The sequence below is a fragment of the Roseisolibacter agri genome, assembly GCF_030159095.1.
Classification (GTDB): domain Bacteria; phylum Gemmatimonadota; class Gemmatimonadetes; order Gemmatimonadales; family Gemmatimonadaceae; genus Roseisolibacter; species Roseisolibacter agri.
Genome location: NZ_BRXS01000007.1, coordinates 283,244 through 303,262 on the forward strand (window position 1 = coordinate 283,244; position 20,019 = coordinate 303,262).

The 20,019-nt window shown below is 73.3% G+C and carries 19 protein-coding genes; 12 read left to right on the top strand and 7 right to left on the bottom strand.

Annotated features, from left to right (window positions below; translation table 11 throughout):
- Positions 1 to 76: 76 nt before the first annotated feature.
- The 6 genes from guaB to rosag_RS22365 all read left to right on the top strand — a co-directional run bounded on the left by guaB (position 77) and on the right by rosag_RS22365 (position 8,438).
- Positions 77 to 1,525, top strand: coding sequence for an IMP dehydrogenase (gene guaB, locus rosag_RS22340; protein WP_284352399.1), 1,449 nt, complete (start codon positions 77 to 79; stop codon positions 1,523 to 1,525).
- A gap of 294 nt (positions 1,526 to 1,819) precedes the next feature.
- A complete protein-coding gene (locus rosag_RS22345; protein ID WP_284352400.1) occupies positions 1,820 to 3,277 on the top strand; it encodes an amino acid permease in 1,458 nt (485 codons plus the stop codon).
- Positions 3,278 to 3,453: 176 nt separating this feature from the next.
- Positions 3,454 to 4,497 carry a DHH family phosphoesterase gene (locus rosag_RS22350; protein WP_284352401.1) on the top strand — a complete coding sequence of 348 codons (1,044 nt, stop codon included), beginning with the start codon at positions 3,454 to 3,456 and terminating at the stop codon, positions 4,495 to 4,497.
- Positions 4,498 to 5,062: 565 nt separating this feature from the next.
- Positions 5,063 to 6,268: an Mrp/NBP35 family ATP-binding protein gene (locus tag rosag_RS22355; RefSeq protein WP_284352402.1), complete on the top strand. Its 1,206-nt coding sequence runs from the start codon at positions 5,063 to 5,065 to the stop codon at positions 6,266 to 6,268.
- Between the two features lie 98 nt (positions 6,269 to 6,366).
- Positions 6,367 to 7,641, top strand: coding sequence for an MATE family efflux transporter (locus rosag_RS22360; protein ID WP_284352403.1), 1,275 nt, complete (start codon positions 6,367 to 6,369; stop codon positions 7,639 to 7,641).
- A 38-nt stretch (positions 7,642 to 7,679) separates the two neighbouring features.
- Positions 7,680 to 8,438 (top strand): SAM hydrolase/SAM-dependent halogenase family protein, encoded by a 759-nt coding sequence (locus tag rosag_RS22365; RefSeq protein ID WP_284352404.1) that lies wholly within the window; start codon positions 7,680 to 7,682, stop codon positions 8,436 to 8,438.
- Positions 8,439 to 8,643: 205 nt separating this feature from the next.
- On the opposite strand, the gene rosag_RS22370 is transcribed toward rosag_RS22365, so the two are convergent.
- The 4 genes from rosag_RS22370 to rosag_RS22385 form a co-directional block, all read right to left on the bottom strand.
- On the bottom strand, positions 8,644 to 9,663 hold the full coding sequence (locus rosag_RS22370) for a YihY/virulence factor BrkB family protein (RefSeq protein WP_284352405.1): 1,020 nt from the start codon (positions 9,661 to 9,663) through the stop codon (positions 8,644 to 8,646).
- A 167-nt stretch (positions 9,664 to 9,830) separates the two neighbouring features.
- A complete protein-coding gene (locus tag rosag_RS22375; protein ID WP_284352406.1) occupies positions 9,831 to 10,943 on the bottom strand; it encodes a bactofilin family protein in 1,113 nt (370 codons plus the stop codon).
- A gap of 5 nt (positions 10,944 to 10,948) precedes the next feature.
- On the bottom strand, positions 10,949 to 11,524 hold the full coding sequence (locus rosag_RS22380; protein ID WP_284352407.1) for a hypothetical protein: 576 nt from the start codon (positions 11,522 to 11,524) through the stop codon (positions 10,949 to 10,951).
- 107 nt (positions 11,525 to 11,631) lie between these two features.
- Positions 11,632 to 12,243, bottom strand: coding sequence for an RNA polymerase sigma factor (locus tag rosag_RS22385; RefSeq protein WP_284352408.1), 612 nt, complete (start codon positions 12,241 to 12,243; stop codon positions 11,632 to 11,634).
- A gap of 144 nt (positions 12,244 to 12,387) precedes the next feature.
- Here rosag_RS22385 and rosag_RS22390 point away from each other — a divergent pair, with 144 nt between their 5' ends.
- From rosag_RS22390 to rosag_RS22415, 6 genes are read left to right on the top strand one after another with little or no spacing between them, the layout of a single operon-like run.
- Positions 12,388 to 13,176 (top strand): ubiquinone/menaquinone biosynthesis methyltransferase, encoded by a 789-nt coding sequence (locus rosag_RS22390; protein WP_284352409.1) that lies wholly within the window; start codon positions 12,388 to 12,390, stop codon positions 13,174 to 13,176.
- Between the two features lie 27 nt (positions 13,177 to 13,203).
- Complete coding sequence (locus tag rosag_RS22395; protein WP_284352410.1) at positions 13,204 to 14,676, top strand: menaquinone biosynthesis decarboxylase; 1,473 nt, start codon at positions 13,204 to 13,206, stop codon at positions 14,674 to 14,676.
- Positions 14,676 to 15,584, top strand: a complete 909-nt coding sequence (locus tag rosag_RS22400) for a UbiA-like polyprenyltransferase (protein ID WP_284352411.1) — start codon at positions 14,676 to 14,678, stop codon at positions 15,582 to 15,584. Before rosag_RS22395 ends, rosag_RS22400 begins: the two co-directional genes overlap by 1 nt.
- Positions 15,585 to 15,591: 7 nt before the next feature.
- A complete protein-coding gene (locus rosag_RS22405; protein ID WP_284352412.1) occupies positions 15,592 to 16,215 on the top strand; it encodes a UbiX family flavin prenyltransferase in 624 nt (207 codons plus the stop codon).
- Positions 16,216 to 16,217: 2 nt separating this feature from the next.
- The gene (locus rosag_RS22410; protein ID WP_284352413.1) at positions 16,218 to 16,697 is read left to right on the top strand and encodes a metallophosphoesterase family protein; all 480 of its coding nucleotides are present in this window, start codon (positions 16,218 to 16,220) and stop codon (positions 16,695 to 16,697) included.
- On the top strand, positions 16,694 to 17,467 hold the full coding sequence (locus tag rosag_RS22415) for a DUF2461 domain-containing protein (protein ID WP_284352414.1): 774 nt from the start codon (positions 16,694 to 16,696) through the stop codon (positions 17,465 to 17,467). Before rosag_RS22410 ends, rosag_RS22415 begins: the two co-directional genes overlap by 4 nt.
- A 52-nt stretch (positions 17,468 to 17,519) precedes the next feature.
- Here rosag_RS22415 and rosag_RS22420 read toward each other — a convergent pair whose 3' ends face one another.
- The 3 genes from rosag_RS22420 to mutM form a co-directional block, all read right to left on the bottom strand.
- Entirely contained in the window at positions 17,520 to 17,738 is a 219-nt protein-coding gene (locus rosag_RS22420) for a hypothetical protein (RefSeq protein ID WP_284352415.1), read from the bottom strand.
- Between the two features lie 200 nt (positions 17,739 to 17,938).
- Positions 17,939 to 19,156 carry a GIY-YIG nuclease family protein gene (locus tag rosag_RS22425; protein WP_284352416.1) on the bottom strand — a complete coding sequence of 406 codons (1,218 nt, stop codon included), beginning with the start codon at positions 19,154 to 19,156 and terminating at the stop codon, positions 17,939 to 17,941.
- On the bottom strand, positions 19,153 to 19,995 hold the full coding sequence (gene mutM, locus rosag_RS22430; RefSeq protein WP_284352417.1) for a bifunctional DNA-formamidopyrimidine glycosylase/DNA-(apurinic or apyrimidinic site) lyase: 843 nt from the start codon (positions 19,993 to 19,995) through the stop codon (positions 19,153 to 19,155). The genes rosag_RS22425 and mutM overlap by 4 nt, the downstream gene beginning before the upstream one ends.
- Between the last annotated feature and the right edge of the window lie 24 nt (positions 19,996 to 20,019).

A 20,019-nucleotide genomic window follows, 5' to 3' on the forward strand; every position in this document is an offset into this window, starting at 1 on the left:
TTCGCGTTCGGGGCCCGGCGCCCCGGCAAACGGCACTCCGTCGAACGGCGCGCCGCGCCCGCACGGGCTGACGCGCGTGCGCGAGGCGATCGCGCTGACGTTCGACGACGTCCTGCTGGCCCCGCGCCACGCGCAGGTGCACCCGAAGGACGTCGACACGTCGTCGCGCTTCACGCGCGGCATCGCGCTCAACGTGCCGCTCGTGTCGGCCGCGATGGACACGGTCACCGAGAGCGAGATGGCGATCGCCATGGCGCGCGCGGGCGGCATCGGGGTGCTGCACAAGAACATGTCGATCGACCGCCAGGCGGCGGAGGTCGACCGCGTGAAGCGCTCCGAGAGCGGGATGATCCTCAACCCGATCACGCTCTCGCCCGAGGCCACGCTGCGCGAGGCGGTGGCGCTGATGGGGCGCTTCAAGATCTCCGGCGTGCCGGTGGTGGACGGCGACGGGCGGCTGGTCGGCATCATCACCAACCGCGACCTGCAGTTCGAGCGCGCGCTCGACCGCCCGCTGCGCGAGGCGATGACGAGCGAGGGGCTGGTGACGGCGCCCAGCGGCACGACGCTCGACGAGGCGGAGGCGATCATGGGCCGCCACCGCATCGAGAAGCTCCCCGTGGTGGACGACGCGGGCGCGCTGCGCGGCCTGATCACGGTGAAGGACATCCACAAGCGCCGGCAGTACCCGACGGCCAACAAGGACCATCACGGCCGCCTCCGGGTGGCCGCGGCGGTGGGCGCGGGCGGCGACTTCCTCTCGCGCGCGCGGGCGCTGGTGGACGCGGGCGTGGACGTGCTGGTGATCGACACGGCGCACGGCCACTCGCAGGGCGTGCTCGACGCGACCGCGCAGGTGCGCGAGGCGTTCCCCGACGTGCAGCTGGTGGCCGGCAACGTCGCGACGCGCGACGGCGCGGCGGCCCTCGTGGCGCGCGGCGTCGACGCCGTGAAGGTCGGCGTCGGCCCCGGCTCGATCTGCACGACGCGCGTGGTGACGGGCGTCGGCGTGCCGCAGCTCACCGCGGTGATGGACGCCGTCGAGGGCGCGGGCGACGTGCCCGTGATCGCCGACGGCGGCATCAAGTACTCGGGCGACATCGTGAAGGCGCTCGCCGCCGGCGCGTCGTGCGTGATGATGGGCTCCATGCTCGCGGGCACGGAGGAGAGCCCCGGCGAGTCGATCCTGGCCGAGGGGCGCCGCTTCAAGATGATCCGCGGCATGGGATCGCTGGCGGCGATGCAGGACGGCAGCGCCGATCGCTACTTCCAGGAGGGCGAGATGAGCCCCAAGAAGCTCGTGCCCGAGGGCATCGAGGGGCGCGTCCCGTACAAGGGCCCCGTCGGCGACGTCCTGTTCCAGATGGTGGGGGGGCTGCGGAGCGGCATGGGCTACGTCGGCTGCGGCTCGATCGAGCGGCTGCGCACCGAGGCGGAGTTCGTGCGCATCACCGCGGCGGGCCTGCGCGAGAGCCACCCGCACGACGTCACGATCACGCGCGAGGCGCCGAACTACTCGGCGTAGCGCCCGCGCTCGCGCGTCCGCAGGTCGTGAAGGTCGTCTGACCTGCTTCTGACCCGCGGGGCCCTGCATTCGCGCGGCTCCGCGCCCAACGTAAGGCGCCACCCGCTCGTATCTGGCCGTCGCACTGGCCGGGAGCAGGTGGCGCCGGTCGTTTGAGGCCAGGCTCGACATTGACAGAGTCGTGACGCTCGGGGCAGGTTTCCGCCCGTCTCCCCGGCACCGGCTGGCCGCGCTCCCTCCTGCGGCCGTCGCGAATCGACCGTTCCCCGCACAGGATCCCGCGAGAGGACCCGTATGGCGTTGTCGTCCATCAAGAGCATCGCACAGATTCAATCCGAGGCGAGCGAGGAGGGAGCGCACACGCTCAAGCGCTCGCTCGGCGCGCTCAATCTCGTGATGCTCGGGATCGGGGCCATCATCGGCGCCGGCATCTTCGTGCTCACCGGCACCGCGGCCGCGAACAACGCCGGCCCCGCCGTCGTGATCTCGTTCATCCTCGCGGGCCTCGGCTGCCTCTTCGCGGGGCTCTGCTACGCCGAGTTCGCGTCGATGATCCCCGTCGCCGGCTCGGCGTACACGTACGCCTACGCGACGCTCGGCGAGTTCGTCGCCTGGATCATCGGCTGGGACCTGATCCTCGAGTACCTGTTCGGCGCCGCCACCGTGGCGGTGGGCTGGTCGGGCTACTTCGTGGCGTTCATGCACAAGCTGGGCGTCGACATGCCCGCCGCGTTCACGCAGGCGCCGCTGTCGGTGGTCGGCACTCACACGCTGGTACGGAACCCCGGCGGCGTGCTGAACGTCCCCGCGATGGTGCTCGTGCTGCTGATGACCTCACTCCTCGTCATCGGCATCAAGGAGTCGGCGCGCTTCAACAACGTGATCGTGATCGAGAAGGTCGCGATCGTGTTCCTCGTCATCGGCTTCGGCTTCATGTTCGTCGACTCGGCGAACTGGGAGCCGTTCGTGCCGGCGGCGCAGGGCCCGGGGCGCTACGGGTGGGACGGCATCGTGCGCGCGGCCGGCGTGGTGTTCTTCGCCTACATCGGCTTCGACGCGGTGAGCACGGCGGCGCAGGAGGCCAAGAACCCGCAGCGCGACATGCCCATCGGCATGCTCGGCTCGCTCGCGTTCTGCACGGTGCTCTACATCCTGATGTCGCTCGTGATGACGGGCCTCGCGCCCTACACGGAGCTGAACGTCCCGCACCCGGTGGACGTGGCGCTCGCGAAGGTCCCGTCGCTCGGCTGGCTGAACTACCTCGTCGACATCGGCGCCATCGCCGGCCTCGCGTCGGTCGTGCTGGTGATGCTCATGGGCCAGCCGCGCATCTTCTTCTCGATGTCGCGCGACGGCCTGCTGCCGGCGGTGTTCGGCAAGGTGCATCCGAAGTTCCAGACGCCGTACGTGACGACGATCCTCACGGGCGTCGTCGCCGCGGTGGTCGCGGGCTTCTTCCCGATCGCGCTCCTCGGCGAGCTGGTGTCGATCGGGACGCTCTTCGCCTTCGTCGTCGTGAGCGCGGGCGTGCTGATGCTGCGCTACAAGCGCCCGGAGCTGCCGCGCCCCTTCAAGACGCCGCTCGTGCCGATCGTCCCGGCCCTCGGCATCCTGGTCTGCGGGTACCTGATGTACGGCCTCCCGCCGGATACCTGGCTCCGCCTGCTCGTCTGGCTGGCGCTCGGCCTCGTGATCTACTTCCTGTACGGCAAGTCGCACTCGCGCGTCGGCCAGATGGACACCGGCCGCTGAGTCGACCGACGGCGCGGGACCACCGGGTCCCGCGCCGTCGCGCGTCTCGAGGACCGCAGGGCCGCTCCCCCGGGAGCAGCCGGCGGTCCTCGTGCGTTGCGCCATCCGGTGGCGCGCCGCCTGCCCTCGACACTCCGCTGACACGCTGCGGCGCTTTCGCCGCCCCTCCTCTCCGCATGACCACGGCGCTCTCCCCGCTCCCGGACCTCCTGGCCCTCCCGCCCGCGCGCGCGGAGGCGATCCGCGCCCTCGCGCCGTACCTGCGCCCGGGGCGCCGCGTGGCGCTGTCGACGCACATCAACGCCGACGGCGACGGCTGCGGGTCGGAGGTCGCGATGGCCGGCCTCCTGGCGCAGCTCGGGATGACGCCGATGATCGTCAACCCGACGCCGTGGCCGGAGATGTTCCGCTTCCTGCTGCCGGACGAGGCGCTCGACCAGAGCCCGCGCGGGGCCGCGGCGCTGCGCGAGGCGGACGTCCTCATCGTGCTCGACATCTCGGACGTGAAGCGGCTCGGCGTCCTGGGCGACACGGTGCGCGGGCTCAAGATCCCGAAGCTGGTCATCGACCACCACATCGCGACCGAGGACCCGGCCGGCGACGTGGTGGTGAGCGACACGTCCGCGTGCGCCACGGGAGAGCTGGTGTTCGACCTCGCGCGCGTGCTGGGCCTCGAGCTCACGACGGCGGTGGCGACGGGCCTCTACGTCGCGATGCTCACGGACACGGGCGGCTTCCGCTTCAGCAACACGTCGCCGCGCTGCCACGCGATCGCGGGCCAGCTGCTGGCGGCCGGCATCGAGCCGGAGGACATGTACCGTCGCGTGTACGCCTCGGTGCCGGTGGGGAAGCTGGAGCTGCTGCGCGAGGCGCTGGCGACGCTGGAAGTGGATCCGTCGGTCGGCCTCTCGTGGATCTCGGTCCCCGCGGGCGCGATGGAGCGCTTCGGCGTCCGCTCCGAGGACCTCGACGGGATCGTCGAGCACCCGCGCTCGATCGCGGGAACGCGCCTCGCGCTCTTCTTCCGCGACCTGGGCCACGGCAAGGTGAAGGTGTCGTTCCGCAGCACGGGCGACGTGGACGTGAACGCCCTGGCGCGGGGGTTCGGGGGGGGCGGACACGCCAAAGCCGCGGGAGCGCTGGTGGCGGGCGGCCTCGACACGGTCCGCGACACCGTCGTCGACGCGGCGCGCGCGTATCTCGCCGCGATGGGGGACTGAGGTACTCGCTGACTGCTCGCGGGCGTTGGTGCGCGGGCGGGTGGGTGATTGATGCGCTTCGGCTCCCGGCGACCTTGCGCTGCGGAGCCTCACGGCTGCGCGTGAGTCTCCTTGCTACGGTCGCAGGTCGCCTGCGCACACCCATCACCCACCCACCCCGAGCTTCAGCGCGCAGTCAGGCGGGCGCGCGGTCGTAGTCCGCGCGAGACGGTGCGGCGTCGGCGTGGACGGCCGGTGCCGCGGCGCGCCCCGGCCGTCGCCAAGTTGGGCACGGGCCTACCATGCTGGGCGCGGCGTGGGTGGGACGGGCAAAGCCGACCTGCGACCGTAGCAAGGAGACCCGATGCGCGCGGCGCGATCGGGGCTCCGCAGCGCAAGGTCGCTGAGAGCCGGAGCCCGTCCCACCCACGCCGCGCGGCGCACGAGCCACCCGGAACACCGAAGCCCGAACCCGGCCGGGAGTGCACGCGCGCTCCCGGCCGGTCTAGCTTTAGAAGACCATCAAATCAATGTCTCCCGGACCGCTCGCGCGCCGGCGCGGAGTCCGGGTGCGTCCCTACATCGCATGAGCCAGCCTCTCCAGCAGCGCATCGCGGACGCTCTCGCCCGCGTGCACAACCCCCGACTCGGCGCCGACGTCGTGGCGGCCGAGCAGGTCCAGGACGTCGCCGTCACGACCGACGGGAAGGTCCGATTCACGCTCCTCCTCGACGCGTCCGACGACGCGACGCTGGTGCGCGAGGCGCGCCTCGCCGTCGAGGGCGTCGAGGGCGTGTCGGACGTGCGCATCGACGTCACCGACCCCGCGGAGTTCGCGGCCGGCCGCGACGCGCGCCGTGGCGCGCAGCGCGCGGCGCACACGCATGGTCACACGCATGGTCACACGCACGCCGCGCCCGCGGCCGCGCCGCGCGGGCCCGCGCGCGCGCTGCCGGTGATGGACGCCGCGCCCGCACGGCCGGCGACGCCCGCCGCGCCGACGCCCGTCGCGTATCCGCACCTCGGGAAGATCATCGCCGTCTCCAGCGGCAAGGGCGGCGTCGGCAAGTCGACCGTCGCGGTGAACCTCGCGGCGGCGCTGGCGAAGCAGGGCGCGCGCGTGGGCATCATGGACGCCGACATCTACGGCCCCAATCTCCCGCTGATGCTCGGCGTCAACGAGGCGCCCCCGGTGCGCGACAACATGATCCAGCCGCTGATGGCGTTCGGCGTGAAGGTCATGAGCATCGGCTTCCTGATCGAGCGCGACCAGCCCGCGATCTGGCGCGGCCCGATCGTGATGAAGGTCATCAACCAGTTCCTGAAGGACGTCGCCTGGGGCGAGCTCGATTACCTGCTGGTCGACATGCCGCCCGGCACCGGCGACGCGCAGCTCTCGCTCGTGCAGGCGACGCACGTGCACGGCGCGATCGTCGTCACGACGCCGCAGGCGGTCGCGGTGGGCGACGCGCTGCGCGGCGTGCGCATGTTCGAGCGCACGGGCGTGCCGGTGCTCGGCATCGTCGAGAACATGAGCTACCTCGAGAACCCCGAGACGGGGAAGCCGATCGCGGTGTTCGGCTCGGGCGGCGGGCAGCAGCTCGCCGACGAGGTGCAGGTGCCGCTGCTCGGCCAGGTGCCGCTCGATCCGCGCGTCGTCGAGGGCGGCGACACGGGCCGCCCGATCGTCGTCGCCGCGCCGCAGACCGGCGCCGCGCGCGCGCTGACGTCGCTCGCGGAGCGCGTCGCGGAGCGCGTGGCCGAGCGCTACGGCGTGCCCGCGGGACGCTGAGCCTCCCGATCGACGAGCGCGACGGCGGCGTCGCCGTCGCCGCGACGGGCGAGCATTCCGCGCTCGTCCGCGATCCGCTGCCGCGCGTCATCTGGCGCGTGGCGGCGCCCGCGGTCGCGTCCAACCTGCTGATGACGGTGTTCCTGGCCGCGGATGCCTACTGGGTGGGCACGCGGCTCGGCGCCGCCTCGCTGGCGGCGGTGACCGCGTCGGTGTTCTGGGTGTGGATGGGGATCTCGGTGGCCGAGATGGTGAGCATCGGGCTCACCGCCGTCGCCGCGCGGCGCCACGGCGAGCGGCGCCCGCAGGATGCGGCGCGCGCGGCCGGCGACGCGCTGCTGCTGACGCTCGCGCTGGGCGTCGCGGCGGCAGTCGCAGGGCGCGTGGGCCTCTCCTGGATGTTCGGCGCGATGGGCACGCCCGAGGAGGTGACCGCGATCGGGCGCGAGTACCTCGGGCTGTACGTGCTCGCGGCGCCGGTGCTGTACGGCTACTTCGTCGTCGACGCGACGTTCCGGGCGTCGGGCGACACGCGCACGCCGTTCCTGATCCTCGCGGCGTCGGTGGTGCTCGCGCTCGCGCTCGACCCGCTGCTGATCCTGGGGCTCGGCGGCTTCCCGCGGCTCGGCATCGCGGGCGCGGCGCTGGCCACCGTGACCACGCGCAGCCTCGCGTTCGTCGTGGGGCTCGCGCTGCTGGTGCGCCGCGGGATGCTGCGCGTCGGTGCGCCGCGTGCACGCGTCATGGCGACGATCGCGCGCATCGGACTGCCGACCGCGGCGACGGGCGTGCTGTTCAGCGTCGTCTACGTCGTCGTCGCGCGCACCGCGTCGGCGTTCGGCACGCCGGCGCTCGCGGCGCTCGGTCTCGGCTTCCGCGTCGAGAGCTGGCTGTACATGATCGGCGTCGGCTTCGGCGCCGCGGCCGCCGCCGTCGTGGGGCAGAACCTCGGCGCCGGTCTGGTGGAGCGCGCCGAGCGGGCAGGGTGGTCGATGCTCGGCGCCGCGAGCGTGCCGGCGGTCGTGGCGTCGGCCGCGGCGCTCCTCGCGCCCGAGGCGCTGGCGGGCGTGTTCACGAGCGACGCCGCCGTCATCGCGACGACGGCGAGCTATCTGCGCGTGGCGGCGGTCTCGCAGCTCGTCGTGTGCGCCGAGGTGGTGCTGGAGGGCGCGCTCGGCGGCGCGGGCGCGACGGTCGCGCCCATGGTGGTCTCGACCACGCTCACCGCGGCACGCATCCCGCTGGCGACGTGGGCCGGCGCCCGCTTCGGCGTGGACGGGCTGTGGTGGGTGATCGCCGCCACCGCCACCGCGCGCGGGCTGGCGATGATGGCGCTCTGGCGGCTCGGGCGCTGGAAGCGCAACGTCGTCTGACCCGATCCCGCGAGCCCGCGTACGCGCTCAACTCACGCATGCGTCCCATCGTCACCCTGCTGACCGACTTCGGCACGGCCGACGGCTACGTCGCCGAGATGAAGGGCGTGCTGCTCACGCACGCGCCCGACGCGACGCTCGTGGACGTGTCGCACGAGGTGCCGGCGCACGACGTCGAGAGCGCGCGGCTGGCGGTCGCCCGCTACTGGCGGCGCTTCCCGCGCGGCACGGTGCACCTGGCCGTCGTCGATCCGGGCGTCGGCAGCGCGCGCGCCGCGCTCGCCGTGGAGAGCGACGGACGCTTCCTCGTGGGCCCGGACAACGGCGTGCTCTCGCCCGCGCTGCTCGCCGCGGGCGCGCAGGTCGTCGCGCTGCCCCTGCCGCCGCGCGCGGCGCCCACGTTCCACGGGCGCGACCTGTTCGCGCCCGCGGCCGCGCGGCTGGCCACCGGCACGCCGCTCGACGCCCTCGGCGATCCGATCGACGATCCCGTCGTGCGCCGCACGCCCGAGGCGCGCCGCCTGGCGGACGGCGGCATCGAGGGGAGCGTGATCGCCATCGACCGCTTCGGCAACGCGATCACGAACCTCGTGACGCTCGGCGGCGGCGCGATCGAGGTCGAGGGGCGCGCGCTCCCGCTGCAGCGCGTCTACGCGGACGTCGCGCCGGGATCGCCGCTGGCGCTCGTCGGGAGCAACGGGCTGGTGGAGATCGCGGTGCGCGACGGGAACGCGGCGGCGCGACTGGGCCTCGTGCGCGGCGCGCGCGTCGTGCTGCGGCCGGCGCCGAGGGCCTGAGCGGCGAATCGATCGCTGGCGCGCCGGCCCCGAACGGCGAACGGCAATCGCAAGGATGAAGATCGGATAAGGTCCGATGACGACGGATGGCTCCGCGTGGTGGCGAGGGATCTCGCGCTCCACCAGAGCCATCCGTCGTTCTCCGATCTTGTCAGATCCTATCCTTGCTGCCGTTGCCGTTCGGGTCCGCCACGTAGGAGCCTGCTCAGTCGGCCCGTGGCGGCCGCGCGACGTACGCCGGACTCGGCGCGCGTCCCGGTCCGGACGCCGGCCGCTCGGTGCGCGGCGGGTTCGGACGCTGCACCGAATCCACGGACGGTCGGTCCGCGGGGCCGCCGGTCGAGAGGCGGCCGTCGTACAGGTGCCCCGCGCGCGTCTTCGCGGCGCCGGTGCCGATGCGCAGCTCCGATGCGAGCTCGCCGCCGATCAGCAGCACGACCATCGACAGGTACATCCACGTCAGCAGCACGATCACCGCGCCGATGGTGCCGTAGGTCTTGTTGTAGCTGCCGAAGTTCTGGACGTAGAAGCGGAAGCCGAGCGTGACCACGACCCAGAGCGCCGTCGCGACCACCGAGCCGACGAGCGCGTGGCGCTTGTGCTGCGGCGCGGCCGGCAGGAAGTAGTAGACGATCCAGCCGGTGCCGACGAGCAGCCCGAGCGCGAGCGCGTACTGCAGTGTCGTCCACACGAGGCGCCCGATGCCGCCGATGCCCAACCGGTCCGACAGCGCGTCGACGATGTTGCCGCCGGCCAGCATGGTCACCGTCGCGAACACGAAGAGGAAGCCGACGCCGATCAGGCAGGCGATCGCGATCAGCTTCTTCTTCCACCACGGCCGCGGGTCGCTCGGCAGGTCGTAGGCGGTGTTGAGCGCGTCCATCAGCGCGCTGAACACGTTCGAGCCCGACCAGATCGCGAGCAGCGCGCCGATCGAGATCAGCCCCGGCGCGTCGTCGGTGAACACGACGGACTGCACGATGCCGGCGACGAGCGCGTACGCCTCCGCGGGCACGGCGCGCTGGAGCTGCTCCAGCAGGAAGGTGAACGTCTCGCGCTTGTCGCCGACGAGGCTGAGCAGCGGCGCGAGGAAGAGGAAGAACGGGAAGAGCGAGAAGAAGAAGTAGTACGCCGTCTGCGCGGCGAGGCCGAGGACGTTGTCGTCGAGGACCTCGCGCAGCGTCTTCTTCGCGAGCGGTCCGACGCGATGGTTCTTGATCAGCATGAGGGGGCCCTCCGGTCTCGATGCATGGCGGCGGAGGGGGCAAGGCACAGGCCATCCCGGGCCGTCGGCGGCTGTCCGTCAGGATCGGCCGGAACGGACGACGGGCCGGCACCCGGAGGCGCCGGCCCGTGTGATCGGAGCCGTCGAGCTGTGGGCGTGCGTGCGTCCTACTCGCGGCCGGGCGGGACCGGGGTCGGACGCCGCGCCGCGACGATGCCGCCGATCGGCGTGGGAGTCTGCCACACCGGGACGCCGTCGCGCTCGACCGGGACCGCGCCCGTCGCGCCGCGCCCGGCCGCCGCGCGGGCCGGCGTCGCCCGTCCCGCCGTGCGCGTGCCCGCCCGCGAGAGCAGCGCCGCGCCCAGGCCGGCCGTCGCGGCGACCCAGGTGAGACCGATCGCGGCCATGCGCACCATCAGCGCGACCACCGGCAGCCCCTGCAGCGCGGCCGCGGCCAGCCAGAGCGCGAAGTAGATCGCGAGGCCGACGGTCAGCGCGCGCAGGGCGTCGCCGCGGGCGGCCGTCGCGCGCCAGTCGCCCGGGCGGCCGGCCACCGCGCGCCCGGTCACGAACGCGACCGCGAGGAAGCCCAGTGTCAGCAGGCCGGCGACGGCGAGCACGAACGCGACGATCGCCAGCGGGATCGCCAGGATCCCGAGCAGCGTCACCGCCAGCAGGACGATGATCGTCACCAGGGCGGGGAGGATCAGCAGCTGGCCGACCAGCCCCGCGGCGAGCGCGCGGCCGACGCCCTGCTGCAGCGACTCCGCGACGCCGTCCAGGTAGGTGCTCCCCGAGACCAGCACGCCGATCCCGATCAGGAGCAGGATCGCGAGCCAGCCGAGCGTCATCGTCAGCCCGCGCCAGGGCGAGGGGCGGGCACCGGCCGGGCTCGCGTCGCCGACGCCGAGCCAGCGCGGCGGCTGCTGCGAGAACGACTCGGCGGACCCGAGGACGCGTCCGCCCGAGGCCACGCGCACGTCGCCGAGGACCGACACGGCGTCCTCCGTGACGTGGCCGCCGGGGTGGACCACGACGTCCCCGTTGAACGCCACGACGTCGCCCTGCACGGTGCCGTAGACGTCGACGTTCCCCTTGAGGACGACGATCCCTTCGGTGGTGGTGCCGGCCGGCACGACCAGCCCGCCGAGACGCACCGCGCCCTCGCCGGCCGGCGCCGTCGCCGCGGAGGGCGAGGGCTGGGCCGCGAGGGCGGGAGGAGCGACGGAGGCCAGCAGGACGGCGGCGCCGAGGGCGAGCCAGGTGCGGAGTCGGCGCACCGCCGTCACCCCTGCCGCCGGCGGCCCGAGGCGGTCACCGCGCGGAGGCCTGCGGTGGCGCCGACGACGGTGACGACGAAGGCCGCGACGGCCAGCGCGAGGACGCCGGCCCCAATGGCCGGGGCGCCGTCGCCCATGAGCACCCGCGCGAAGGCGCCGAGCGCGCCCTGCGTGGTCTCGCTGCTGCGCTCCAGGGCGAGGCCGCTGACCATCGCCAGGAGGTCGACCCGCGCCACGACCCAGAGGGCGGCGAGCGAGAACAGCGTCGCGAAGGTGAGTCCGCCGGCCGCCGCGAGCACGCGGGCGGGGGTGGACTGGGGGACGAGCTGCCGGACCGCGTCGCGCGCGGCGACGTGCCAGGGCTCGAATACCTGGACCTGCTGCATCACGCGGTCGGCGAACAGCGGAGCGGGCGAGAAGTGCGGGATCAGGTCGAGCTCCCCCGCGATCAGACGCGCCGTCTCCAGCTCCGCCTCACACTCGGCACAGCGCCGGACGTGCGCCTTGAGCGGCGCGACGCCGAATCCGGCCTCGCCGTCGATGAGCAGGTCGATCTCTTCCGGTAGTAGATGACGGTCCACGTTGGCTCCTCCTGCCGGGCGTACGGCCGGGGGTTCGCGGGAGTTTCAGGGCAGCGGGCGGCGCGCGGCGGACCGCGGGGCGGGGCCCCGGCGGTCGGTGTCGCGCGTCACTGGCGGAGGTGCTCGAGGGTCCGCCGCAGCTCGTGGCGAGCGCGGTGGATGTAGGTCTTCACGGTGCCGAGGGGCAGGTCGAGCGTCGTCGCGATCTCCTCGTACGAGCGACCCTCGACGTGCCGGAGCATGATGCAGGCCCGGTACTCGGGGCGGAGCTTCGCGATCGCCCGCTCGATCGCGGAGCCCAGCTCGCGGGCCTCCATCTCGTCCAGCGCCGACTCCTGCTGCGCGGCGAGGTCGAACGTCGTCGCCTCCACCTCGGCGGCGGTCGTGGCGTGCGGGGAGCCGTCCATGCTCACCGTGTCCAGCCGCTTCCGCCGCATCCAGTCGATGGCGACGTTGTTCGCGATCTTGAACAGCCAGCTCGAGAACTTGAACTCGGGGCTGTACTTGTCGATGTGGTTCAGGACCTTGATGAAGGCGTCCTGCGACAGGTCCTCGGCCGTCTCGCGGTCGCGCACCATGCGGAAGACCAGCGAGAAGACCGGCCGCTCGTAGCGCCGCACCAGCTCCCGGAACGCCGTCTCACGACCCTCCTGCGCCAGCCGCACCACGTCGGCATCGGGCAGGTTGGCGAGATCGAGCTGGGAGGGCGGCGGGGGCATGCGGGCGCGCGGGGGGAAAACGGACGTCGGGCGCGTGCAAGGTAGTCGCCCGGCCTGGCACCCGGCCAGCGTGACGGGCGCGTCACCGCGTCGCGCGGCGTCGCGCGCTTGTAGCAGGGGGGCGATGCGGCGAGCTTACGCGCGATGGCCCTCCACCCCGCCGACGCTCCCGACACGACCGACCGCACGGACGCCGCCCACGAGGGCGCGGTGGTGGACGCCGCGGCCGCGGGGGGGCGCGAGAAGCGGGCGTACGTGCGCCGCATCTTCTCGGAGATCGCGCCGCGCTACGACCTGCTGAACCACGTCCTGAGCCTGAACGTCGACCGCGCGTGGCGCCGCCGCGCGCTGGAGGCGCTGGGCTGGCGGGCGCGCCCGGCGGGCGTGTTCCTGGACGTCTGCGCGGGAACGCTGGACGTCGGCGCGCAGTTGGTGCGGCAGCGCGACTTCCGCGGGCTGGTGGTGGGCGCCGACTTCGCGGAGCCGATGCTGCGCGCCGGGGTGGGGAAGGCGCCGCGGGCCGCGCTGGTCCCGGTGGCCGCCGACGCGCTGGAGCTGCCGATCGCGGCGGGCACCGTCGACGGTGCGATCGTGGCGTTCGGGATCCGGAACGTGCAGGACCTGGACGGCGCGCTGCGCGAGGTGCACCGCGTGCTGGCGCCGGGCGCGCGCTTCGTCATCCTGGAGTTCACGACGCCGCCGAACGCGCTCGTGCGCGCCGGCTACCACGCCTACTTCCACCACGTGCTGCCGCTGGTGGGCCGCGCGGTCAGCGGGCACCGTACGGCCTACGCGTACCTCCCGAAGTCCGTCGCGCACTTCCCGGCGCCCGACGCGCTCGCGGCCCGCATGCGGGCGACGGGGTTCGCGGAGGTGGCGTGGACGCGGCTGACGCTGGGGATTGCCGCCATCCACGTGGGCACGAAGAGCTGACCGGCCGCGACCCTCGACAGGACTCTCTTGACGCTCGACACGCTCTCCGACTTCATCGCCGCCATCGACCGCATCGGCGAGCTCCATCGCATCACGCACCCCGTGCGCGCGCGGCTGGAGCTGTGCGAGATCGCGGACCGCGTGTCCAAGATGCCCGGCGGCGGGAAGGCGCTGCTGTTCGAGCACGTGCTGCTCGCCGACGGGTCGCGGTCACCGTATCCGGTCGCGATCAACCTGTTCGGGTCGATGCGGCGCATGGCCCTGTCGCTCGGCGTCCAGGAGCTCGACGAGCATGGACGGCGCATCACCGAGATGATGGACCTCAAGGTCCCCGACGGGCTGCTCGGCAAGCTGTCGATGCTGCCGCGCCTCCTCGAGGTCGCGAAGTTCCCGCCGCGCACCAAGAGTGGATCGCCGCCGTGCCAGGAGGTCGTGTGGCGCGGCGACGAGATCGATCTGGACCGGCTGCCGATCATCACGTGCTGGCCCGAGGACGGCGGGCCGTACGTGACGCTGACGATGTGCATCTCCAAGGACCCGGCGCGCGGCATCCGCAACGTCGGCATGTACCGCGTGCAGCAGCTCGGCACGCGCGAGGTCGCGATGCACTGGCAGCGCCACAAGACCGGCGCGGAGCACTTCCGGCAGATGGCCGAGCGGGGCGAGACGATGCCCGTGTGCATCGTGGTGGGCGCGGATCCGGCCTCGGTCTACTCGGCCAGCGCGCCGCTGCCGCCCGGCATCGACGAGTTCATCTTCGCGGGCTTCCTGCGCCGCGAGCCGGTGAAGCTGGTGAAGGCCGTGACCTGCGACCTCGAGGTCCCGTGGGACGCGGAGCTGGTGCTGGAGGGCTACATCGACCCGCGCGAGGCGCTGGTGGTCGAGGGACCCTTCGGCGACCACACGGGCTTCTACTCGGAGGCGGATCTCTACCCCAAGGTCCACCTGACGGCGGTCACGATGCGGAAGGCGATGACCTACGCGACGACGATCGTCGGGCGTCCGCCGATGGAGGACTTCTACCTCGGCCACGCGACGGAGCGCATCTTCCTGCCGCTGCTCAAGCTGACGGTGCCGGAGATCGTCGACTACCACATGCCGGCCGAGGGCGGGTTCCACAACCTCGTCTTCGTGTCGATCGACAAGAAGTACCCGGGGCAGGCGTACAAGGTGATGAACGCGCTCTGGGGCGCGGGGCTGATGTCGCTGGCGAAGGTGCTCGTCGTCCTCGACAAGGAGGTGGACGTGCGCAACGTGCAGGAAGCGTGGTGGGCGGCGCTCAACAACATCGACCCGGAGCGCGACACGCGCTTCACGATGGGCCCCGTGGACGTGCTGGACCACGCCAGCCGCGCCTTCACCTACGGCAGCAAGATGGGGATCGACGCGACGCGCAAGCTGCCCGAGGAGGGCTTCACGCGGAACTGGCCGAAGGTGATCGAGATGGACGCCGCCACGAAGGCGGCGGTGGACGCCATGTGGCCGAAGCTCGGACTCTGATGCCCAACGCCCTCGCTCCCGAGCCGCAGACTTTCGCCGGCCCGTCGCGGCTCGCGCGGTGGGCGAGCTTCGTGAAGCTGCCGCACACCGTGTTCGCGCTGCCGTTCGCGCTGGTGGGCGTGCTGCTGGCGAGCTTCGCGCATGCGGTCGACGCGCGCATCGTCGGGTGGGTGATCGTGGCCTTCACGGCGGCGCGCTTCGCGGCGATGGCGTTCAACCGCATCGTCGACCGCGACGTCGACGCCGCCAACCCGCGCACCGCGATGCGCGAGCTGCCCAGCGGTGCGCTCGGCGTGCGCGAGGCCAAGCTGTCGGTGGCGCTCGCGTCGGCGGTGTTCGTGGCCGCGTCGGCGCTGCTCAACCCGCTCTGCCTCGCGCTCTCGCCGGTCGCGCTGGGATGGGTGTTCCTCTACAGCTACACCAAGCGCTTCACGCGCTGGTCGCACCTCGTGCTCGGCCTCGGGCTGGGCATCGCGCCGGTGGGCGGCTACCTGGCGGTGACGGGGCGGTGGAGCGAGCCGTGGTGGCTGATCTGCGCGCTGTCGCTCGCGGTCACGGCGTGGGTCGGCGGATTCGACGTCTTCTACTCGCTGCAGGACGAGTCGTTCGACCGCGCGCACGGGCTGCACTCGCTGCCGGTGGCGATGGGCGAGGCGGGCGCGATCCGCACGGCGCGCGTGCTGCACGTCTTTGCTGTCGCGATGCTCGCCGCGGTCGCCGCGGGCGCGCCGGGCGGCAACGCGTGGATCGCGTTCGGCGTCGTGGTCGTCGCCGGGCTGCTGCTGTGGGAGCACCGGCTCGTGCGGCCGGGCGACCTGTCGAGGCTCGACGCCGCGTTCTTCACGATGAACGGCATCATCAGCCTCGCGTTCCTGGGCTGCGTGCTCGCGGCGCGGCTGCTGGCCTGACCGGACGATGACCCACGCGCCCACCGTCCCGCGCCCGATCGTCCTCGCCGTCACCGGCGCGTCGGGCGCGCCGTACGCGGTGCGGCTGCTGCGCGCGCTGGTGGGCGCCGAGCGGCCCGTGTGGCTCATCGTCTCGACGCACGGCTTCCGCCTGCTGGAGACCGAGGTCGGGATCGCGTCGCTCGACGCGCTGCGCGACGAGATCGGCGCCGAGGGGTGGGACCGCTGGGTCACCGTGTTCGACGACCGCGATCGTGGCGCGCGTCCTGCCTCGGGCTCCGCGCGCACGGCGGGGATGGTGATCTGCCCGTGCTCCATGGGCACGCTCGCCGCCGTCAGCCAGGGGACGTCGCGCTCGCTGGTGGAGCGCGCGGCGGACGTCGTGCTGAAGGAGCGGCGGCCGCTCGTGCTGGTGACGCGCGAGACGCCGCTGTCGCTGGTGCACCTGGAGAACATGACGCGCGTGACGCGCGCGGGCGCGGTGGTGCTGCCGGCGGCGCCGGGCTTCTACCATCGCCCGACGCGCATCGAGGAGCTGGTGGACTTCGTGGTCGCCCGCGTGCTCGACCTGCTGGACGTGGACCACGCGGTGGGGCGCCGCTGGGGCGAGGGAGAGACCGGGGAGGAATGAGCGTGGCGGAACGGACGCACCTGATCGGCCTGATCTCGGACACGCACGGCCTCGTGCGGCCGTCGGTGTTCGACGCGCTGGCGGGCGTGCAGCTCATCCTCCACGCCGGGGACGTCGGCGGGCGCGATGTGCTCGTGGAGCTGGAGGCGATCGCGCCGGTGCTCGCGGTCTTCGGCAACACGGACGAGCCGGACCACCCGGGCCTCGAGACGGAGCGCGTGCACACGGTGGGCGGCGTCTCGATCCACGTCAGCCACGGCCACGAGCTTGGACGCCCGACGCCGGCCGCGCTGCTCGCCGCCTATCCGCAGGACGTCCTCGTGTACGGCCACACGCACCGACAGCTGATCACGCGCGCCGAGGGACGGCTCGTGGTGAACCCCGGCGCTGCTGGACCGCGCCGCTTCGATCTCGTGCCGAGCGTGGCGCGCCTCACCATTCGCGACGGCGCCCCCGACGTCGAGCTGGTGCCGCTGACGTGAGCCCGCGTGCGGCGAAGACCGCGAAGACCGCGAAGACCGCGACCGACGAGGCGCGGTTCGCGCCCGCCGCGCTGACGTACCTCCGGCAGCTGTCGCGGAACAACAACCGCGCGTGGTTCGAGGAGCATCGCGACCGCTACGAGCGCGACGTGCGCGCGCCGATGGTCGCGCTGGTCGAGGAGGTCGATGCGCTGCTCGGCGACGTCGCGCCGGAGATCGTCGGCGACCGGAGGCGCTCGATGTTCCGCATCCACCGCGACGTGCGCTTCTCGAAGGACAAGTCGCCGTACAAGACCAACGCGGCCGTCTGGTTCTTCCACCGCGACGTGCAGCGTGCGCGCGGCGGCGACACGGCCGGCGGCAACGTGCACGGCGGCGCGGGCTTCTACTTCCAGCTCGCGCCGGGCGACTGCTTCAGCGGCGGCGGGCTGTGGATGCCGCCGCGCCCCGCGCTGGCGCAGGTGCGCGACCGGCTGGCGGCGCGTTCCGACGAGTGGAACGCGATCGTGCGCGCGCCGGCGTTCAGGCGCCGCTTCGGCGCGCTCGACGCGGAGGCCGTGCTGACGCGCGTGCCGCGCGGCTTCGCGCCCGAGCATCCCGCGGCCGAGTGGCTGCGTTATCAGTCGTTCACGGCGGGCCGCCCGCTGACGGCCGACGAGGTCACCGCGCCGCGGCTGGCCGAGCGGCTGGTGAAGGACTTCGCGGCGCTGCTGCCGATGGTGCGCTGGCTGAACGAGGCGCTGGGGCTCGCGCCGGCCGAGCGCCGCTGACCTGAAGTCGACGAGCGACGAGCACACCCGCGCCCGTCGCTCGTCGCCGCGCTCACACTTCCTTGAAGTGCGACGCTGGGTAGAGGAAGTCGTCGTCCGAGTCGTCGATGATGCGGTAGAGGGCGCCGTTCGCTTCGGCGCCGAGCATCTCGTAGATGCGGCCGAGAGTCAGATCGTGGCATCCGCCCGGCTCGTCGTCGCCGGGCAGCTTGAGCCAGGGCTTCACGCTGATGCACTGCACCAGCGTGGTGGGTTGCCAGGACGTGGCCATGTGTCGCGCGCTCCGCTCCGTTGAGGTTCATGCGTCTCGGGCGGCGCCCTGCCGGCGCGAGGGGCGGGCACAGGTCGCCAGCGGCGTCGCCGGCCACCAGGGGTGCAAGACGTCGGCCATCCACCGGCCGCGCGCGCGTCAATCGTGAGGACGGTCACAAGGCCGTCCGGGCAACGGCCGCGGGCGGGCGACGGTCGCGCTCAGGCGGCGTCGGCGGCCGTCCCCGCGACGGGACGCGCGTCGCGCAGCCGTGCGGCCAGCGCCTCGTCGTCGGCGGCGTCGAGCAGCGCGGCGGCCGGCACCGTGCGCGCCAGCTCCGCCGGCCGGTGCCGGAACCACCACGAGAGCAGCAGCAGCTCGTCCACCTCGTGCGTGGGGACGGCCGCGGCCGCGCGCTCGCGCGGCACGAACACGTCGCGCGCGAGCTCGCGCAGCCCCGCCGCGTCGGTCGCGCCGTGCGGGCGCGCCAGCTCCGCCCGCACGCGGCCGCGGCGCACGAGGTACACGCGGTCCTCCGCCGCGTGCCCCGGCACGACGTACGCGAAGCTCAGCGTCTCGACCGCGAACCGCAGCCGCTCGAACTGCGCCTGTAGTGCCTCCAGCCGGTACACCTTGTCGCGCATCGCGGCCGCGCGCTCGAACTCCATCGCCTCGCTCAGCGCGTCCATCTGCGCGCGCAGGTCCGCCAGCGGCCCGTCGTCCGCGCCCTCGAGGAAGCGGCGCGCGAGCTTCACGCGCGAGGAGTACTCGCGCGTCGTGCATCCCGCGACGCACGGCCCCAGGCACTTCCTGATCTCGTGGCGGATGCAGCGCGGCGTGCGCGACGCGAGCTGCACGAGCTCCGGCACGAACAGCTCGCCCTGGTCGGCGAAGCGCATGGGCGTGGCCTGCGCGCAGTCGCGCAGCCCGAGCGCGTCGGACAGCTCGCGCACCGCGTCCGCGACGCCCGACGCGCCCTGGAACGGTCCGTAGTACACGCCGCCGTCGCTGCTCCCCGTGCTGCCGCGCACGACGCTCAGCTTGGGCGCGGGACCCTTCGTGAGCTTGATGAAGCTCCAGTGCCGCTCGTCGCGCTTCATCTTCACGTTGAAGCGCGGGCGCCACCGCTTGATCAAGCGCAGCTCCAGCAGCAGCGCCGCGAACTCGCTCGGCGTGTACTCCCACTCGATGTGCGACGCGTCGCGCAGGATGCGCGCGCTCTTGTCGTCGGGGTACACGCCGCGGAAGTAGCTCAGCAGCCGCGTACGCACCTTCTTCGCCTTGCCGACGTACAGCACCTCGCCGTCGGGGCCGAGCATGCGGTAGACGCCGGGCATGTCGGCGGCCTCCGCGCGCACGAGCGCCTTCAGCGCCGGCAGGTGCGCGTCGGCGGCCGAGGCCATCGCGGCGGCGACGATCGCGGGAATCTCGTCCTTCATCGCTGGCACCCGCGACAGAACACCGTCTGACGGCCGTCCACCTCGTGCGTCGCCTCCAGCGGCGCGTCGCAGCGCCCGCACGGGGCGCCCGCGCGGCCGTAGACCGCCAGCGCCTCGACGAAGGTGCCGCGCTCGCCGCGCGCGTCCACGTAGTCGCGGAAGCTGGTGCCGCGCCGCGCGATCGACTCCGAGAGCACGGACACCAGCGCGTCGCGCACGCGCGCCGACTCGGCCCGCGTGAGCGAGGCCGCGGGTCGCGCCGGCGCCACGCGCGCGCGCCAGAGCGCCTCGTTCGCGTAGATGTTGCCGACGCCGACGAGCCGCTTCTGGTCCATGAGGACCTTCTTCACCGGCTGCCGCGACGTGCGCAGGGCCTCGTGCAGCGCCGCGCCGGTGAACGCCGGATCGAGCGGCTCGGGGCCGAGGGCGCCCGCGTACGCGTCGAAGCGCGCCGGGTCCATCAGCGCGACGGTGCCGAGCGCGCGGATGTCGCGGTAGTGCAGCGCGCGTCCGTCGTCGAGGCGGAAGGTGACGCGCACGAAGCCGCGCTCGCGCTCCGGGAGGCCGGAGCCGTCGCCGGGCGCGGCCTCGAGCAGCAGCGCGCCCGTGAAGCGCGGCTGCACGACGAGCCGGTCGCCGCCGTCGAGGTCGAGCACGACCAGCTTCGCCCGCCGCCACACGCGCGCGATGCGCGCACCCTGCACGCGCGCGGCGAGCGCGCGTGCGTCCACCTCGCGCAGCACCGACGGGCGTGGGACGGCGACGGCGACGATGCGCGCGCGCGGGAGCTCGGCGTCGAGGTCGCGGGCGATGGTCTCGGTCTCGGGCAGCTCGGGCATCCCGACAGGCTACGTGCGCCCGGC

Excerpts from the sequence above, each read along its gene's own strand:
- rosag_RS22345 (WP_284352400.1), top strand. The coding sequence starts at position 1,820 with ATGGCGTTGTCGTCCATCAAGAGCATCGCACAGATTCAATCCGAGGCG.
- rosag_RS22350 (WP_284352401.1), top strand. The coding sequence starts at position 3,454 with ATGACCACGGCGCTCTCCCCGCTCCCGGACCTCCTGGCCCTCCCGCCC.
- rosag_RS22355 (WP_284352402.1), top strand. The coding sequence starts at position 5,063 with ATGAGCCAGCCTCTCCAGCAGCGCATCGCGGACGCTCTCGCCCGCGTG.
- rosag_RS22365 (WP_284352404.1), top strand. The coding sequence starts at position 7,680 with ATGCGTCCCATCGTCACCCTGCTGACCGACTTCGGCACGGCCGACGGC.
- rosag_RS22370 (WP_284352405.1), bottom strand. The coding sequence starts at position 9,663 with ATGCTGATCAAGAACCATCGCGTCGGACCGCTCGCGAAGAAGACGCTG.
- rosag_RS22385 (WP_284352408.1), bottom strand. The coding sequence starts at position 12,243 with ATGCCCCCGCCGCCCTCCCAGCTCGATCTCGCCAACCTGCCCGATGCC.
- rosag_RS22390 (WP_284352409.1), top strand. The coding sequence starts at position 12,388 with ATGGCCCTCCACCCCGCCGACGCTCCCGACACGACCGACCGCACGGAC.
- rosag_RS22400 (WP_284352411.1), top strand. The coding sequence starts at position 14,676 with ATGCCCAACGCCCTCGCTCCCGAGCCGCAGACTTTCGCCGGCCCGTCG.
- rosag_RS22405 (WP_284352412.1), top strand. The coding sequence starts at position 15,592 with ATGACCCACGCGCCCACCGTCCCGCGCCCGATCGTCCTCGCCGTCACC.
- rosag_RS22420 (WP_284352415.1), bottom strand. The coding sequence starts at position 17,738 with ATGGCCACGTCCTGGCAACCCACCACGCTGGTGCAGTGCATCAGCGTG.
- rosag_RS22425 (WP_284352416.1), bottom strand. The coding sequence starts at position 19,156 with ATGAAGGACGAGATTCCCGCGATCGTCGCCGCCGCGATGGCCTCGGCC.
- mutM (WP_284352417.1), bottom strand. The coding sequence starts at position 19,995 with ATGCCCGAGCTGCCCGAGACCGAGACCATCGCCCGCGACCTCGACGCC.